Below are 17312 nucleotides of genomic sequence, written 5' to 3' on the forward strand. Positions count from 1 at the left end.
GTCTTCGGTCTTCTGTCCGTTAGTTTTATCCATTTCAATCACGCCATCGCGGAAACGGATCACGCGCTGGGCAAATTCGGCAATTTCATCTTCGTGCGTTACCATGACGATGGTGCTGCCCTGGGCGTGCAGTTCGGTAAGTAGCTCCATAATCTCCGCGCCCGATTTGCTATCCAGGTTGCCGGTAGGCTCATCGGCCAAGATGATGACGGGATCGTTGATCAGGGCGCGGGCGATTGCCACGCGTTGAATTTGTCCGCCGGACATCTCGTGGGGTTGATGGTTAAGACGGTCGCCTAAACCTACCGATTCAAGTACCGCAATGCCTTTTTGCTGGTATTCAGTGTCTTCTTTTTCTTCGCCGCGGTTGTAGAGTGTGGGCAGGAGTACGTTTTCGAGGGCGGTGGTGCGTGCCAGCAAGTTGAAACTCTGAAAGACGAAGCCGATGCGCTCGTTGCGGATGATGGCGAGTTGGGTTTTGTCAAACTGACTGACATCTTCCCCGGCGAGGAAATACTGCCCCTCGGTGGGGCGGTCGAGGCAGCCGAGAATATTCATCATCGTGCTTTTGCCCGAACCCGATGGGCCCATAATAGCGACGAATTCATTTTCGCCGATGGACAAGTCCACACCATCCAAAGCCCGTACCTGGGCATCGCCCATGCCATACACTTTGGTGATTTCTTTGGTTTGAATAATGGATTGATTCATATTACTCCGTCGCCACGATTCCGGTCGTTACAATCTCGCCTGCTTCCAGGCCAGAGATAATTTCGGCAGAGGTATAGTCCATAATGCCAACTTCAACTATACGCAATTTAGGTTCGTTATCATCGGTGACCACAAAGACGGCATATTCATCGGGGCCGAGTTCGCGCAGCGCCTCTACGGGAATGAGTACCGCATTCTCGGCGCGCCCGCCGATGACATCCACGGCCGCATTCAGGCCGATGGGCAGGCTACGCGGTTTGGAAAACGATTCTACATCTAGTTCAACCAGGGTTTTGATGGTAGTAATATTGCCCGATTCGTACAGGCTGGGATCCACTTCGATCACGTGCCCATTAAAAATATCATCGGGGAAGGCGTCGAAAATTACTTCAACTTCATAGCCGACGGCTACATTTTCGATATCAGTTTCGTCGAGATAGACTTCCAGGCGCGGCTGGTTCAAATCTGCCACCGTGATGAACTTGGTATCGGCGCTCAGGGTTTCGCCCACTTCGGCAGTGATTTCTACAATAGTTCCAGCGATCGGAGAGACGAGCTTGACCACGGCTTGTTTCTCGAGCGCCAGATTCAAATTGGCCTGGGCGTTGGCGAGTTCAGCCTCGGCAAAGGCTACATCTTCGGGGTCGGTTCCGTCTCTCAGACGTCCCCATTCAGCCTGAGCCAGTGATAATTCGGCTTCAGCGAGGGCAATCTCACCGGCAGAAGGGCCTGCTTTGGCACGTTCCCAGGCACGCTCGGCATCGGCCAGTTGAGCCTGGGCAGTTGCCAACTCGGCGGCTGCAATGGATTGGTCGGTCTCGCTGCCAGTGCTATTCATGGCGTTGTAGTCGCGCACCGCTTCGTCGTAAGATTGCTGGGCTGCCGAAAGTTGTGCCTGAAAATTGGCTTTGGTCAGGTCACTATCATCGCGGCCCGAATAGGGGGCGTAATTCTCCTGAGCGCGCTCAAGTGCGTCTTCGGACAAAACAACCTGCGCCCAGGCAGCATCAATATCGGCCTGGTTGGCTGTCGATTGGGTGAAAGTATACGATCTCTGGGCATCTGCCACGGCTTCCTGAGCGGCAACCAATGCCTGCCAGGCTTCGGCCTGTTGCGTGCCTGATTTGAGTAAATTTTCGAGGGCAACTTGGGCATCTTCGACGGCAATCAGCGCCATGGCGGCGTCTTTATCTGCATTTCTGTAGAGATCATCAAGCGTTTTCTGGACTTCGAGCACATCCAGTTGCGCCTGGGCAACTTCGGCCGCGATGGCTTCGGGGGTGTCTTCGGTGTCGAGCAGGGCCAGTACATCACCGGCCTGAACTTCATCGCCGAGGTCAAAACCGAGTTCGCTCAAAGTGCCGTAGTCTTCAAACCCCAGCGTAACTTCTGCGGAGGCCACGACTGCGCCCGATGCGCTGGCGTAAATTATTAAATCGCCGCGGCGGGCAACTGCAGTTTGCAATGCAGTTTCAGCGGCGCTTGCCTCGGGCGTTGACCCTGCCCTCACCAGGTAGTACCCACCTGCCCCCAACGCGATGGTCACAATCATCGTAATCCAGAGTACTCTTTTGTTCCACAGATTTTTCTCTTTGAGAAAGGCTAGCAATCGTTTCATAACTCATTCCTTCATTTGTCTGCCACGAAGCCACAATTCCCTAAAGCGCACAGGCGTATACGAGGAACCCAATCTGTACATAAAATAACCTGGTGTGCTTTGTGTCTTTGCGGTTCGGTTTGTTATTATCTTCCCCAACGATACCAAAGTGCCAATTTTTACCATAGTGAGCGCGGTCAACGGGCGGGTCTCAAACGTATGACCGCAGTCATATTCGTGTGTGACTCGGATATATAGGTTTCCACGATGATTTTATGCTATGATAAAAACCATGAAAAAAGATCAGCTTGAACCGGGTTTATTGCAAATTTTCCGCTGGTATGTGATCTTGCGGGGCGTTTTTTATTTATTCACCCCGCTGACAAATTCGCTTTTTGACGCCAAACATCCGTTATACAGCGAGCCGGAACTTTCGCTGATGGCGATTTTTTTCGTGATCAATATTTTGCTGCTGGGCGCGTATCTTTTCACCCCGTGGGCACAACGGGTTTTTGGTGATGCCTATTTGCCTGTGGCGCTGATCGTCGCGGCTGTGGGGCTGATTTTGGAGCAGCACTATATTTCAGGGGTGCGCGGCTTCTGGCAGCCGTTGCCTTTTCTTTACATCTTGCTATTACTGGTAGCCTGGCAATACCGTTTTTCCTCTGTGCTTGTTTTTACCTTCGGTACCCTGCTGCTGGATATTGCCCTGATGCAATTTTCTCCGTTGTCGCAAATTCCGCGCTTTACCCCCTCGGAGCGCGAAATCTCGATGGCCTACGGGCGCATGATTACCTCGACCGTTTCCTATCTGGTTTTGGGTTATGTTGTCAACCGCATGATTACCGCCCAGCGCGAACAGCGCCAAAAACTCTCTGATGCCAATCTCAAACTTGTACAGCACGCGGCCACGGTTGAGCAGCTAACCCTCAGCCGCGAGCGCAACCGAATTTCGCGCGAATTGCACGATACTCTGGCGCACACCCTTAGCGCGTTGGCCGTACAGTTCGACGCCCTGACAACCGTGATGGAACCGCTGCCGGAAAAAGCGCGCAATCTGATTGGGCGTATGCAGCAGACCACGCGCAGCGGCCTGGATGAAACCCGGCGCACATTGCGTAATTTGCGAGCTTCTCCGCTCGAAGAAATGGGGTTGAGTCTGGCGATTCGATCCATCAGTCAGGATTTTGCTACTCGTACAGCATGTAACCTGATATTGGATATTCCCGAAACAATAGAGGGGCTTGCGCCGGATGTTGAGCAGTGTTTTTACCGCGTGGCGCAAGAAGCGCTGGCAAATATCACCCGTCACGCTGCGGCGCAAAATGTGAGCGTTCGCTTGATCCATAATAAAGCCGGAATGCAGATGACGATTGCAGATGATGGCCGCGGTTTTGATGCCGAAAAAGATATTTCTGGCGACCGGCTGGGGATGCAAGGCATGTACGAACGCGCCGGAATCATCGGGGCGCGGCTCAGGGTGGAGAGCAGCCCCGAGGCGGGTACCACCCTCGAACTGACCCTGGTGGAGAACGCGCCATGATCCGGGTTTTGATCTGTGACGACCAGGTTGTTGTGACCGAAGGGCTGGAAATGATCCTCAGCGTCGACCCGGAGATCGAAGTCGTTGGGCTGGCCTATGGCGGCGCTGAAGTCATTCAGAAGGCCGAAGAGCTACACCCCGATCTGATTCTGATGGATTTGAATATGCCGGGAATCAACGGTATTCAGGCCACGCGTGAAATTCATAAAGTGCATCCTGAGATCAAAATTCTGGTGCTGACCACTTTTGGCGATGACGAATGGATCTTCGATGCCATTCGCAGTGGCGCGTTGGGCTATCTGCTCAAGGGTACGCCGCGCGAGGAGTTGATCCGAGCTGTGAAAGGCACTGTGGCGGGAGATGCGTATATTGATCCGGCTGTGGGGAGCAAATTGCTGGCGCATATTACCAGCCAGCCCGTACCGCAATCCACCACCATTGCCAGCGATCTCAGCGAGCGCGAGATGGAAATTTTGCGCCTGCTGGCCCGCGGCCTCACAAATGCCGAAATCGCCGAGAAATTATTTCTCACCAAAGGCACCGTGCGCAATTACGTCAGTTCGGTATTAGCCAAATTGGAAGTCGAAGACCGCACCCAGGCCGCCATTTTGGCGATCCGCTACGGGCTTGTTCAGTCGGAATGAGTTGTTAAAGGCCCTCACCCTGTCTGTCACTACGCTCCAGACCGTCCCTCTCCCGAAATTGGGAGAGGCACAAGCCTGAGCAACAGCGAAGGCTGGGGTGAGGGCTTTTTCATACCATAGACAGCAAAAAATAATAGTACAATGGTAAGGATTACTCGTACTCATGACACTCGACTGGGAAAAATTATGGAAGCTACCCTCAACAAACGCATAGACCTGACTGTTCAGAGCATTCTGGATAATGAAAAGCTCACCGATGGCCTTGAGGACGCGGTCGCAGCCGCGCTGATAGCTTGGGGGATTGCCTGCACCAAAATAGTGGTGAGCCGCACCGCGGGAATGGATGACCTGCAAGCTGAAGAAGCCATGTATCCAGAAATGCGTGCCTTGCGGCGCATGATGCGGGCAGTCACACGCTGGGTATCGCGCTACGAAATGCTGGGGTCAGAACTTGCCCAGAAAAGATTACAGGAAATTGCTGAATATGCGGCCGCTGTTTATGGCGCAGGCTATCAACCACCCAGCTTTGACCAATTACACAAGCTTTTAGAAAACACACCTACGATTATTGATGCTGCGCGCACCATTGCTGAATTGCGGCGTTTGCTGGAAAATCGAACCATGCTCTAAGGAAGGAATGAAATATGGCCGAAAAGAAGAAAAAATCGAAAAGCTCAGCGAGTATTTTAGCGATATTATTTTTCGTAATCTTGGGGGGTGTCTATCTTTTCACTGGCAACGACCCCCTGGGGTTGTTCACGCCTGAAGAAGTTGCTCCCACGCCCATCGTCGCAGTCGTTGAAGAACCTGTTCAAACGCTTGAGGTCGATCAACCTGTTGTCAGCAACCCGCCGAGTGATTGGTATCAAGTCTATTTCACAGATCCAAATACCATCAACAACCCCGAAGATTTTACGGGCTCCATTCCCGAAAAACTAATTGAACGGATTAATAATGCGCAACATGCGATTCATATCGCCGCCTTTGAGTTTAATCTCACCCCGGTGGCCGAAGCATTGATCGCAGCCCACGAGCGCGGTGTGGATGTGCGCTGGGTAACCGACGATGAACACGGTATCGAAGCCGATGAAGAAGATGGGCATGGACAATTTGCCATGCTCGAAGATGCGGGTATCGAAATCAAAGACGATCAACGCGCCGCTCTCATGCACAATAAATTCATCATTTTTGACTACCAGACCGTTTGGACAGGCTCAACCAATATTACTGAAAATGGCAATTTTCGCAATAATAATAATGTAATCGTGATCCAGTCAACGCGTTTGGCGGCCATCTATGAGTTGGAATTTGATGAAATGTGGGCGGGCGAATTTGGCCCTCGATCAACGTCTACTCTGGGGCGGCAAACGCTCACCATCAATGAGACACCGATTCAGGTATTATTCTCTGCTGAAGACGAAGTTATGACTCAGTTGGTCCCTATTATCGAGGCAGCCCAGAGTAATATTCGCTTTATGGCTTTCTCGTTTACCCACGATGCGCTGGGTGCGGCGGTGTTGGCGAGAGCCGAGGCCGGTGTGGATGTGAAGGGCATTTTTGAAACGCGCGGCAGTGAAACCGAATATAGCGAATTGCCCGCCATGTACTGCGCCGGGCTGGAAGTACGTCAGGATGGCAACCCGAGAACCTTCCATCATAAAGTGATGATAATTGATGATGAAATTATCATCACCGGATCGTTGAATTTCTCCGATAATGCCGATGATAGTAACGATGAGAACGTCATTATTTTGGCGAATGCCGAAATTGCCGCTCAATATCTGGCCGAGTTCGAACGCCGTTGGGCCGAGGCCAAAGCGCCAGATGCCGCCGATATGGGGTGCCAGTAGTCACTGGAATCCGTATCGATACGGATTCCATCAGACGAAGTTATCTTGTATACTGGACTCGCGTTCCCCGGAGCGCGAGTCTATTCTTTTTACTCAGCCTTTATCAATTTTTTGGAGGAAACTATGAACCCCTGGATTATTTTTCTGATTGGCGTACTCGTGGGCTGGCTGCTCGAATGGGTGATCGATTGGGTCTACTGGCGCAAAAAGTCGCAGTCAAAAGCGGCCGTTGAAGCCGCCCCGCAATCATCTGCCGAGCTGGACGCCGCCCGCGCTGAAATTGCCGATCTCAAAGCCCAATTGGAAAATTGCGGTGAAGTCCGCATTGACCCGTTGGAGAAGATCAAAGGCATTGGCCCGGTGATCAAACGCAAACTCAACGAAGGCGGAATTTTCTCATTTGCCCAATTGGGTGCCCTCACCCCGCAGCGCCTCGAAGAAATTGTAGGCGAAGAAATCCGCCGCCTTGCTGATGAAGACGAACTCATCAATCAAGCCAAAGAACTTGCCAAGCAAAGCCGGGAGTAAACCAACATGAAAGCAAAACGTGGATTTATTCCTTATGATGGATTTAAGCTGTTCGTAGCGATTGTGCTGTTGCTGATGGTAATTGCTCTGGGTTTGACTCTCCCCAAAGGGGAGGTCGCGGCCCCCGCAGCGCCACCCGCCGAGACTGCCGAAGTCGCCGCGGCTGAAACCGAAGTTGTTCCTGTGCCCACAGAAGATCCCGAACCGACGGCTGAACCCGTTGAAACTGAAGCTCCCGCCGAAGACGTGCAGCCCACCCCCGAGGTCGAACTGCCGCCCCTTCCCGAACCGAGCGAAGGCCTCGCTTACGACTCCGAAAGCGGTTTCATCCTCGATGCTGATGGAAATCAGCTATATCAACTCAACGAGGCTGGCAGTGGCTGGGTTCCAGTGATCCCCGATGGTATGGCTGATATGCAGCTATCGTCTGAGGGTGAGTACGATTGGGTGTTGTTTGACGATAGCTATGCGGCACAATACTACTGGGATGCAGAAACCCACGGCTGGGTAGCTGTTCCCCAGGAAGAAGCTGTAGCCGAGGAAGCTGCCCCCACGGAAGAAGCAGTTGTTATCGCCGAATGTTCACAGGCCTCCCCGCCCCGCCTGGCGCCCGGTGGACAAGCCGAAGTGCTTACAAATGTTAATTTTCGCTCATCGCCCGGAATTGGGAATAATTGGGTAGCCACATTGCTGCCCGGCGAAAAGTTGAATGTAGTAGGCGAAACTTTTTGCGATGGAACCTACCTGTGGTGGCAGCTTGAGCGTGAAAATAGCGACATAGGCTGGACGGCAGAAGCACCCGCTGCGGGGACCAATTATTTCCTCGCGCCGGTTGAAGCCGCTCCCTAAATGTGGACAACCGCCGCGGGCGATTCTCAGAGACCTGCCTTTTGTCCCGTTGACTGTGAATTTTGGAACGGGTATAATCTTTCCACAATTGAATATCATCTTCGGGGCAGGGTGTAATTCCCGACCGGCGGATAAAGTCCGCGAGCGCTCTTGAGCGCATGATCCGGTGCAATTCCGGAACCGACGGTAGAGTCCGGATGGAAGAAGGTGAATGAGCTATTGATGCCCGCAGTGGGCTAAAATGGTTGCTTATATTGCCCCGAGAACTTTTGTTTTCGGGGTTTTTGTTTCTTGGCCTGAGGTTGCGTTTCAGGTGCAGGAAATTTGCCCCGATTCAGGTCGGGGCTTTTTTGTACTTATTTTTGAAGATGGTTTATTTTGATCGAAAAATGAGCGGAGACTTTTCGTTTGTCATTTCGAGCCAGCGGCGAGAAATCCCTGAGATTTGGCGTGTATCTACACCCACACTGGTAAAAACTCACCGTTTGTTGAACCATCATTATCTTTACGGCCTATGCTTATGAAAGATACTCAGCGCGTTATTTTCGTGATCGTTTCGCTGTTTGGGATGCTGCTCTTATGGCAGTTGATTGTGTGGGCAGCTGATCTCCCGGCCTTTGTGCTGCCCTCGCCGGGGAATGTGGCGCGCCGCTTTATGCAAATCCTGGAAGATGGCAGCTTGCTGCGCCATTTGGGGGTGACACTGTTTGAAGTGTTGCTAGGTTTGAGCCTGGGGCTGATTCTCGCCACGCTGACAGGTTATCTGCTGGCGAAATCGCGCCCGGTAGAGCGATTGCTGGCTCCGTACATCGTTGCCAGCCAGTCGGTGCCGATGGTTGCGATTGCCCCGCTGCTGGTGATCTGGCTGGGACCTGGGCTGCTCTCGAAAGTGCTCATCGCCGCGCTGATTGTTTTCTTTCCGGTGTTGATTAATACCATTGTGGGTGTACGCGCCGTCCCCGAAGATTTATATGCCCTGATGCGTTCACTCCAGGCCACGCGCTGGCAAATATTGCGCCACCTGGAAGTGCCCGCCGCTATGCCTGTATTTCTGGGTGGGCTACGTGTTGGCGCAACCTTGGCGGTGATCGGTGCCGTGGTGGGTGAATTTGTGGGCGCGGATCGCGGGCTGGGATTTCTCATCAATGTAGGGCGCGGCATGTATGACACCGCCCTGGTTTTTGTGGCCGTATTTGTGTTGGTGGCGTTGGCGCTTGCGCTCTATGGGTTGGTCGTGGCTTTAGAAAACCGCCTATTGGCCTGGCAGCGCCGCGCGGAAGAATAATCTATTTTTAACGCAAAGGCGCAAAGATTTTAAAAATATTTTTCTCTGTGCCATTGCATCTTTGCGTCCTTACGTTTTGTATTACAGGAGACCACTTATGAAAAAAATCAGCCTTCTTTTTGCACTTCTCATTGTTCTGTCGCTCGCTGCCTGTCAGGCAGAGCCAGCCCCGGAGCAGGCCGCGCCCACCTCACAGGAGCTAACGCACATCCGCCTGCCAATGGGCTATATCCCCAATGTGCAGTACACGCCCTTCTACGTCGCCGTCGAATTGGGTTTTTACGAAAAAGCGGGTATCGAAATTGAGTTTGATTATAGTTTTGAAACCGATGGCGTCGCGCTGGTAGGCGCGGATGAACTGCAATTCTCTGTTGTGTCCGGGGAACAGGTGTTGATGGCGCGCAATCAGGGGCTGCCGGTTGTGTACACAATGGCCTGGTACGGGGACTACCCCGTGGCGGTGGTTGCCATGACCGAGCAGGGCATCACCGAACCGGCTGATCTGGCCGGAAAACGCGTGGGGCTGCCAGGGCCATTTGGAGCCAATTATATTGGCCTGCGAGCGTTGCTGGATGCGGCCGGATTGCAAGAGAGCGACCTGATCCTCGACTCGATTGGTTTTAATCAGGTAGAAGCCCTGGTCGCCGGGCAAGAAGACGCTGTGGTGGGCTATATTGCCAACGAACCAATTCAGTTGCAGGCGCAGGGATATGATGTCGATATAATCGCCGTAGCCGACTATGCTTATCTGGTCTCCAATGGCTTGTTGACCAATGAGACTACCATCGCTAAAAACCCAGAACTGGTGCGCGCTATGGTGCAAGCCACTCTCAGCGGAATCCGTTACACGATTGCACATCCCGAAGATGCCTACGAGATTGCAAAAAAATATGTCGATGGTCTCGAAGATGCCGATATTCACGTACAACTCGACATTCTACGCGCATCTATCGCGCTCTATCAACGCGAACCCATTGGTTATTCTGATCTTCAGGCCTGGGAGAATATGCAAGCGGTACTGCTGGATATGCAGTTGATTGATGCGCCGCTGGATTTGGAAGCCGCCTTCACAAATGACTTTATTGAAGAATGAGCCGATTCTCTCGGTGAAAGACATGCAGGTCACTTTTTCAGATGCGAATGGTGACCTGCATGTTTTGAAGCCGCTGACCTTTACCGTGGAGCGGCAAGAATTTGTATGTGTGCTTGGCCCTTCGGGATGCGGCAAAAGCACATTGCTGCGTGTTTTGGGTGGATTGCTGGCTCCCACGTATGGCGGAGTGTTGTTTCGCGGCGAAACGTTGCAAGGGCCGCGTCGCGGGGTGGGCTTTGTTTTCCAAAATGCGAATCTGATGCCCTGGCGCACTGTATTTGCCAATATCGCCCTACCCCTGGAGATGCAAGCTGCTCCGGAGAGCGAAATTGCGCCTCGGGTTCATGAGTTGATCGATTTGGTGGGTCTGCAAGGCTTTGCCGATTGGCTGCCGCGCGATCTCTCAGGGGGGATGGCGCAGCGTGTGGCAATTGCGCGTGCGCTGGTGCATGATCCTGATGTGTTGTTGCTGGATGAACCCTTTGGCGCGCTGGATGCGTTGACGCGCGAGCAAATGGGGGCTGAATTGCTGCGCATTGCTGTGGATGCTCGTAATGGGGGGCGGGGGGAGCGCAAAACGATTGTTATGGTAACTCATGCGATTGACGAAGCCGTATACCTGGCCGACCGGGTACTGGTGTTGGGACCGCGCCCCGCAACTCTTCGCTTGGATGTGAGTGTCGACCTGCCACGCCCGCGGGAAGAGAATTTGCGCTACACGCCGCACTTCGGCGCGCTTGCCCAACATCTGCGTGATGCCATCGGGTGACTCGTTGACTCCCTTTCTCTCGTGGTATCATGTATCCCCAATCGTCTTATTCTGTATTTACCAAAATAAGCTTGAATGGAGTACGGACCTGTCATTCCGAGCAAAGCGAGGAATCTCCGGAAAATAGTATGATTTAATGCCTATGTAGGCATCCGTTGATGGTTGGTATCAGGCATTCTTCACTCCGCTGCGCTCCGTTCAGAATGACAAGTTTTTAACAATTTTCTTAGCTGGGCTTACACACGTTCGCAAGAGATGGCCCGAAAATAGGGGTGTGGAGGTGCGAAGCACCTCCACACCCCTATTTTCGGGATATTTTTCATCATGTTGCATAAGTCCTACTTAATTCTGCGAGGTTCGTTATGAAACGATTCTTGATTTTTGCTGTATTGTTAGTTTTGCTAATTCCCTTCGGCGTTCAGGCACAAGACACTGTTCGCCTGGCCTATTTACAGGTAGATCTGTGGCCTGAATATGACCGCTCAGAGATGTTGGTTATCTTACGGGCGCAATTAGCCCCCGAAGTGACCCTGCCCGTGGATGTGACTTTCCGCATTCCTGCCGCGGTGGGTGATCCTAACGCAGTCGCCTCGCGCCAGCCCGATGGCGCTTTACTTAACGCCGTATATGATCTGCGGGTAGAAGGGCAATGGGCTTATATTACGGTGACGGCGACAGCCATCGATTTGCAGTTGGAGTATTATGATCCCCAACTCGAAAAAGTTGATGCTGCCCGCCATTACGAATTCGCCTGGAATGCCGGCTATGCCGTAGATGAAATGGTCATCTTGGTGCAACAGCCTGTGCGCGCCAGCGATATGACTATTGAGCCGAATCTGGGTGAATTCCAGCCAGGTTCTGATGGACTGAATTACTATATTATGGAGATCGGCGCGCCGAAAGCGGGCGATACTGTCAGCGTGAAGGTGGATTACCAGAAGAATGATGATACCCTCAGCGTGGAGAGTTTTCCCGTGCAGGCCAGCGAGCCGATCAACAACCCCGGGGGATTGCAGGATATTAATTTCATGAATCTGCTGCCCTGGCTGCTAGGCGCCGCCGGGGTGCTGTTGGTGGTGGGCGGCATGGTATGGTATTGGCAATCTGGGCGAAAAAACGCACCCAGTTCAAAGCCGACCGGCCGCGGGCGTAGAAACCCCACCGGCGCGGGCGCGCCAGCTTCGAGCGAGTCCGCTTACTGTCATCAATGCGGCAAACGCGCCTCGGGGAGCGATCGTTTCTGCCGCGCTTGTGGTGAGCGTTTACGTTCCTGAATCGGTTCAATGACTCGCCTACGGCAAGCATTTTCTGCATTCCTTCGCCAATCCCTGGCTGTTCGCACCAGTTTACGGGCGCGGGTCGCTTTGGGAATTGCGCTGCCGGTTTTTGCGATTTTGCTGATACTGAGTGGTTTATATTATTGGCGCGAATTTCAACATCTGGATGAATATGCACGCCTGGCGGCGATTCAATTGGGCGATGCGCTGGAAAGCAGCATCGCCCACGCTTTTGAAACCGGTGATGATGAACACCTGCTTGCCATTCTGGATGATGTGAGCCAGATGGATAATGTGCGCGCGATTCAAATTATCAGCAGCGATGGCACAGTTTTAAAATCGGGCGGGCAGGGTGTTGCGCGGTTTGTGGCGCTGGATCAACACGCCCCGGAGTGTTGGGCCTGTCATCAGTACCCGCCGGAAGAACGCCCCCGCACCATTGATCTTAAAAGCAGTGAATACATTTTTCGGGTATCTACACCGATTATCATTTCGCCAGAATGCTCGGATTGTTCGGAAGAAACTCAACATCACATGGGGGTGTTGATGATTGATATTTCGCTGGAAGAGTTGCGCCAAACATTGCTTTATCATTTGGGTTTGAGCCTGGGGCTGGTGTTTGTGCTCACCGGCCTGTTCGCGGTTGGGGTTAATGCCCTCATCAATCATCTGGTTGTGCGGCGCATTGAAGCGTTTCGTGAACCCATTGCTGCCTATGCCGCGGGCGATTATTCGACGCGCATTATTAAAGGTTCTCAAATTACCGACGAAATATGCCAACTAGCCGACATTTTTAATCAGATGGCCGATGATATTCAGCACTACACCCACGAGCAAGAAGCGCGCGGCAAACTGCGCCAACGTGCCATTATCGAAGAGCGCGAACGCATTGCGCGCGAATTGCACGATGGCATTGCTCAGGTTTTGGGTTATGTGAACACGAAAGCCGTGGCTGTTCGTTTAATGCTTCAGCAAGGAAAAACGGATGCAGCTGAACAGCATTTGCTCCAGTTGGAAGAAGCCGCCCGCGGTGTTTCGGTGGATGTGCGTGATGCCATATTAGGCTTGAGAGTGGCGGGCGGTGTCGACGCAGACCTTCCGGCTGCGTTGCGTGAGTATGTGGCGCGTTTCAATCTTTTGAGCGACTTGCCTGTGCAACTTGAACTGGTTGCAAACTGTGAAGGCATTTTGCCGCCGGAGATGGTATTGCATTTGCTGCGCATCGTACAAGAGGCGCTCTCAAATATCCGCAAACATGCCCATGCGGAGAATGTCCGGGTGATTTTGGATTGCCAGCCCGAACAGATTTTGCTTGAAATTCGGGATGATGGCTGCGGCTTTGATGTTCAGGAGCAGATGGATAGTCAACAATTTGGTCTGGCTACAATGCAAGAGCGCGCCAAATCGATTCAGGCGGTGTTAACGATTGTATCTGCCCCCGGAGAAGGCGCCCGGGTTATTTTGCAAGTGCCGCGCCCAGAAGACGGAATATAACCATGCGAGTTTTAGTCGCCGACGATCATTCTTTATTTCGCGATGGTATCACCAGTTTGCTGGAAGCTGCCGGGTATCAGGTGGTGGCGCAGGTTGGTGATGGCCGCACAGCGCTGGAAGCCACACGCCAGCTACAGCCTGATCTGGTTTTGCTCGATATTGATATGCCCGAGATGGACGGTTTAGATGCCCTCGACAGGATTAAGGCCGAGTTTCCGGAGATCAGCGTGGTGATTTTGACTGTCTCCAATGATGATCGTGATCTTTTCGCAGCCATCGAGCGCGGCGCGGATGGGTATTTACTAAAAGATTTGCAAGCTCAAGATTTCATTGATATGTTGCAAGGGGTCGAGCGCGGTGATGCCGCAATTACCCGCAAAACGGCGGCGCGTTTGATGAATCGTTTTCAAAAAATGGCACAGCAAACTATGGACGATGCGAATGAACTCACCGACCGCGAATTGGAAGTGCTCGAAAAAGTAGGGGATGGTATGGCAAATCGCGATATTGCCAGCGCACTCTTTATTAGTGAGAATACAGTGAAATATCATTTGCGCAATATCCTGCAGAAATTAGGGGCAAAAAATCGTACCGAGGCGGTGACTTATGCCATTAGCAAGGGGATTATCCGCAGAGGAAATTAGTTTGCACAGCTCCATTTGGTGAGTAATTTTTGTGGTTTGTTTTGATCCCACATGCTTGGGCGTTTTTGTGCGTAAGGCTCCAGGGATTCTTCACTCCGCTGCGCTCCGTTCAGAATGACACTTATTCAACCTCCTGCAGACGACTGCACGAAAGAGCCTTTTTGGGGGGAAAGTGCAGCAACTTACTTTATATCCCAATTTGTCTCGACAAAAGTCATACTTAGCTATCCTTTTGAGTGGGTTTTGATACTACTCGAAAGAGTGTAATGAATCATCCCTGGGGGTATGACGCATCTACTCATCTTGCGTTAATATTTTCACTATTGGGAACTCAGATTCCCGTAGTTTTGTTGATCGTGAAGGAATATGATGCGCAAGCAAGTAGTAATTCTGTCGAAACATTCACTATTCTCCCAGGGTGTTGCCAGCCGGTTCGAGCAATTCCCCGAGCGAGTGGCGTTTCACTTCATTGATCCACAAGAACAAGAATATATCGAACAAATTGTAAAACTCCAGCCATCGGCGGTGGTATTGAATTCGTCGGAAGTGGACTGGAATCGGCGTTGTTTATTATGTGCTTTGCTATCCGCTATTCGCGAAATTACGATTATCCGCCTGTCTGTGGACGAACGACCTGTACAGGTTATTCGTAGCCAGCAGAGCCAGTTGGATGAAGTGCGCGATTTATTGGATTTGCTCAGTTAGTCGGTTGCGAACAACGCAAAAATGAGTTTTACAGGAGAAGATGGATCGATTTGTATAAAGGAGGTGGTGCCTGCCGAAATCAGACCTTTTAGAATTTACCGCCGTTTGCCAGAGATGGCTACCATACGGTACCCGAATATTGAGAAAGTGCATGAAAATTTATTGAACTGCACAATGATGAAGGAGAATGTTGTAATGCATAAGAAAATTTTGTTTGTTATTTTGGTGCTTATCCTCGGGTTAGCATTGGCGAGTTGCGCCTCTGCGCCTGAAGCGCCAGAAAGCCCTGCTGCACCCGCGGCTGCGGATTGCCCCGAGGCAGATTGCCCGGAATGTCCGGAACCCGAAGCTTGCCCTGAACCTTTGGTGAGTAATGTTCCTTTTGCAGAAGAGTGGGCCGGCTCCCCCCATGCCGACTCGGCTGCTGAAGCATTCCGTCACTGGGACGAGGATGATCCCGCTGTAGTTGCTACGGCCTGCGCCAAGTGCCATAGCTCCGAAGGTTATGTTGAATTCCTGGAGACCGGTGCCAATGTGTTCGAATTGCCCGCTGCTGAAAATATGGGCATTCAATGTGTGGCTTGCCACAACACCGCCACCGGCGAAAAAACCAGCGTTGTGATGCCCTCGGGCGTTGAACTGCTGGGCTTGGGCGACGAAGCCCGTTGTATGGAATGTCACCAGGGCCGCGCTTCTACCGTCTCGGTGAATGCCAAGTTCGAAGAACTGGGCCTGGTTGAAGATGTTGATGCCGTCAGCGAAGAGCTGGGCTTCATCAATATCCACTACTTTGCTGCTGCCGCTACCAAATATGGCACCCTGGCAATGGGTGGTTACCAGTACGATGGCAAAACCTACGATGGCAATTTCGCTCACGTAGGCGAATTCGATACCTGTATCGAGTGCCACGATCCGCACACTCTGGAAGTTAAAGTTGACGACTGCCAGGTTTGCCACACCGATGTTGCCGCTGTTGAAGATTTCGCCAATGTGCGCATGAAAGGCTCCTTGGTAGATTTTGACGGTGATGGCGATATGGAAGAAGGCATCAAGGGCGAGATCGAAGGTATGCAGGCCGCGCTGTATTCGGCCATGCAGGCTTACGCCGCCGATGTGGCTGGCGTTCCGTTGGTATACGATTCTCATACCTACCCCTACTTCTTTGTTGATACTGATGCCGATGGCGAAGTCACTGAAGGCGAAGCCAATTATGGCAATCAGTACAATGCCTGGACCGCTCGTCTCGTGAAAGCGGCCTATAACTACCAGGTTTCTCTCAAAGATACTGGTGGATTCGCACATGGTGGCAAGTACATCATCGAGCTGCTCTACGACTCGATTGAAGACCTGAACCCCGCCGCGGTTGCTGACCTGCATCGCATCGATCACGGCCACTTTGCTGGTTCCGAAGAAGCGTTCCGCCATTGGGACGAAGATGGCGCCGTTTCGGCGAGCTGTGCCCGCTGCCACTCGGCAGATGGCCTGCCCCTCTTCCTGACCGAAGGCGTAAATATCACCACCATGCCTTCCAATGGTTTTGAATGCACCACCTGCCACAATGACCTGGCTGAGTACACCATCTACGGTGTCAGCGAAGTCACCTTCCCCAGTGGGGCGAAGGTTGCTCTTGAAGATACCTCCGGTTTGTGCATGAGCTGCCACCAGGGCCGCGCTTCCACAAATTCAGTGAATGCCAAGATCGCCGGTGCAGCCCCCGATAGCGTAGTAGAGGGTCTGGGCTTTACCAACGTTCACTACTTTGCAGCAGGCGCAACCCGCTTTGGCACAGATGCCAAGGGCGGCTACGAGTACGATGGCAAGGAATATGTTGGCTTCTTTGAACATGCCGACACCTTCCAGTCTTGTACCGATTGTCACGGCGCTCACACGCTGGAAGTCAAGACCGACGAATGTGGTGTTTGCCACGCCGGTGTGGAAACCCAGGCCGATCTGGCTGGTATCCGCAACCCCGAAGTTGAAGTTGCCGTGGACTATGACGGCGACGGCGACATCGAAGAAGGCGTTGCTGGCGAGATCGAAACCATGGCCGAAGCGCTCTATGTTGCAATCCAGGCTTACGCCGAAGGCAATGCAGATGCAGCTCCCATCGTTTACGATAGCCACGCTTACCCCTACTTCTTCACCGACACGGGTGATCGCTATGCAACCTGGACGCCCAAGTTGACCCAGGCTGCCTACAACTACCAGTATGTCCTGAAGGATCCGGGTGGATTCGCCCACAATGCGAATTACATCATGCAGCTTCTGTATGATAGCATCCAGAGCATGGGCGGCGATGTTGCCGGTATGACACGCCCCTAGC

16 protein-coding genes and 1 riboswitch are annotated in these 17312 nt (G+C 52.5%); of the genes, 14 read left to right on the top strand and 2 right to left on the bottom strand.

What is annotated here, in order from left to right:
* Window positions 1-711: ABC transporter ATP-binding protein (locus HN413_15450; protein MBT3391793.1), on the bottom strand; the 711-nt coding region annotated here is incomplete at its 3' end.
* A 1-nt stretch (window position 712) separates the two neighbouring features.
* Entirely contained in the window at window positions 713-2329 is a 1617-nt protein-coding gene (locus HN413_15455; protein ID MBT3391794.1) for an HlyD family efflux transporter periplasmic adaptor subunit, read from the bottom strand.
* A gap of 271 nt (window positions 2330-2600) precedes the next feature.
* On the opposite strand from HN413_15455, the gene HN413_15460 reads away from it, so the two are divergent.
* The 14 genes from HN413_15460 to HN413_15525 all read left to right on the top strand — a co-directional run bounded on the left by HN413_15460 (window position 2601) and on the right by HN413_15525 (window position 17311).
* The gene (locus tag HN413_15460) at window positions 2601-3851 is read left to right on the top strand and encodes a sensor histidine kinase (GenBank protein ID MBT3391795.1); all 1251 of its coding nucleotides are present in this window, start codon (window positions 2601-2603) and stop codon (window positions 3849-3851) included.
* The gene (locus tag HN413_15465) at window positions 3848-4495 is read left to right on the top strand and encodes a response regulator transcription factor (GenBank protein MBT3391796.1); all 648 of its coding nucleotides are present in this window, start codon (window positions 3848-3850) and stop codon (window positions 4493-4495) included. Before HN413_15460 ends, HN413_15465 begins: the two co-directional genes overlap by 4 nt.
* A 186-nt stretch (window positions 4496-4681) precedes the next feature.
* Window positions 4682-5125, top strand: coding sequence for a hypothetical protein (locus tag HN413_15470; protein ID MBT3391797.1), 444 nt, complete (start codon window positions 4682-4684; stop codon window positions 5123-5125).
* A 14-nt stretch (window positions 5126-5139) separates the two neighbouring features.
* Window positions 5140-6345, top strand: a complete 1206-nt coding sequence (locus HN413_15475; protein MBT3391798.1) for a phospholipase — start codon at window positions 5140-5142, stop codon at window positions 6343-6345.
* Window positions 6346-6468: 123 nt separating this feature from the next.
* Window positions 6469-6873, top strand: coding sequence for a hypothetical protein (locus tag HN413_15480; GenBank protein MBT3391799.1), 405 nt, complete (start codon window positions 6469-6471; stop codon window positions 6871-6873).
* A gap of 6 nt (window positions 6874-6879) precedes the next feature.
* Window positions 6880-7722 (top strand): hypothetical protein, encoded by an 843-nt coding sequence (locus HN413_15485; GenBank protein ID MBT3391800.1) that lies wholly within the window; start codon window positions 6880-6882, stop codon window positions 7720-7722.
* A 93-nt stretch (window positions 7723-7815) separates the two neighbouring features.
* A riboswitch (FMN riboswitch) is annotated at window positions 7816-7935 on the top strand.
* 301 nt (window positions 7936-8236) lie between these two features.
* A complete protein-coding gene (locus HN413_15490; protein MBT3391801.1) occupies window positions 8237-9007 on the top strand; it encodes an ABC transporter permease in 771 nt (256 codons plus the stop codon).
* Between the two features lie 97 nt (window positions 9008-9104).
* On the top strand, window positions 9105-10100 hold the full coding sequence (locus HN413_15495; protein ID MBT3391802.1) for an ABC transporter substrate-binding protein: 996 nt from the start codon (window positions 9105-9107) through the stop codon (window positions 10098-10100).
* Complete coding sequence (locus tag HN413_15500; protein MBT3391803.1) at window positions 10048-10869, top strand: ABC transporter ATP-binding protein; 822 nt, start codon at window positions 10048-10050, stop codon at window positions 10867-10869. Before HN413_15495 ends, HN413_15500 begins: the two co-directional genes overlap by 53 nt.
* Window positions 10870-11231: 362 nt before the next feature.
* Window positions 11232-12143, top strand: a complete 912-nt coding sequence (locus HN413_15505) for a zinc ribbon domain-containing protein (protein MBT3391804.1) — start codon at window positions 11232-11234, stop codon at window positions 12141-12143.
* Between the two features lie 9 nt (window positions 12144-12152).
* Window positions 12153-13640, top strand: coding sequence for a HAMP domain-containing protein (locus HN413_15510; GenBank protein ID MBT3391805.1), 1488 nt, complete (start codon window positions 12153-12155; stop codon window positions 13638-13640).
* A gap of 2 nt (window positions 13641-13642) precedes the next feature.
* Window positions 13643-14284, top strand: coding sequence for a response regulator transcription factor (locus tag HN413_15515; GenBank protein ID MBT3391806.1), 642 nt, complete (start codon window positions 13643-13645; stop codon window positions 14282-14284).
* Window positions 14285-14650: 366 nt separating this feature from the next.
* Window positions 14651-14989, top strand: a complete 339-nt coding sequence (locus tag HN413_15520; protein MBT3391807.1) for a hypothetical protein — start codon at window positions 14651-14653, stop codon at window positions 14987-14989.
* A 195-nt stretch (window positions 14990-15184) separates the two neighbouring features.
* Entirely contained in the window at window positions 15185-17311 is a 2127-nt protein-coding gene (locus tag HN413_15525) for a hypothetical protein (GenBank protein ID MBT3391808.1), read from the top strand.
* The last annotated feature ends 1 nt before the right edge of the window (window position 17312 follow it).

The sequence above is a fragment of the Chloroflexota bacterium genome, assembly GCA_018648225.1.
Lineage (GTDB): Bacteria > Chloroflexota > Anaerolineae > Anaerolineales > UBA11858 > NIOZ-UU35.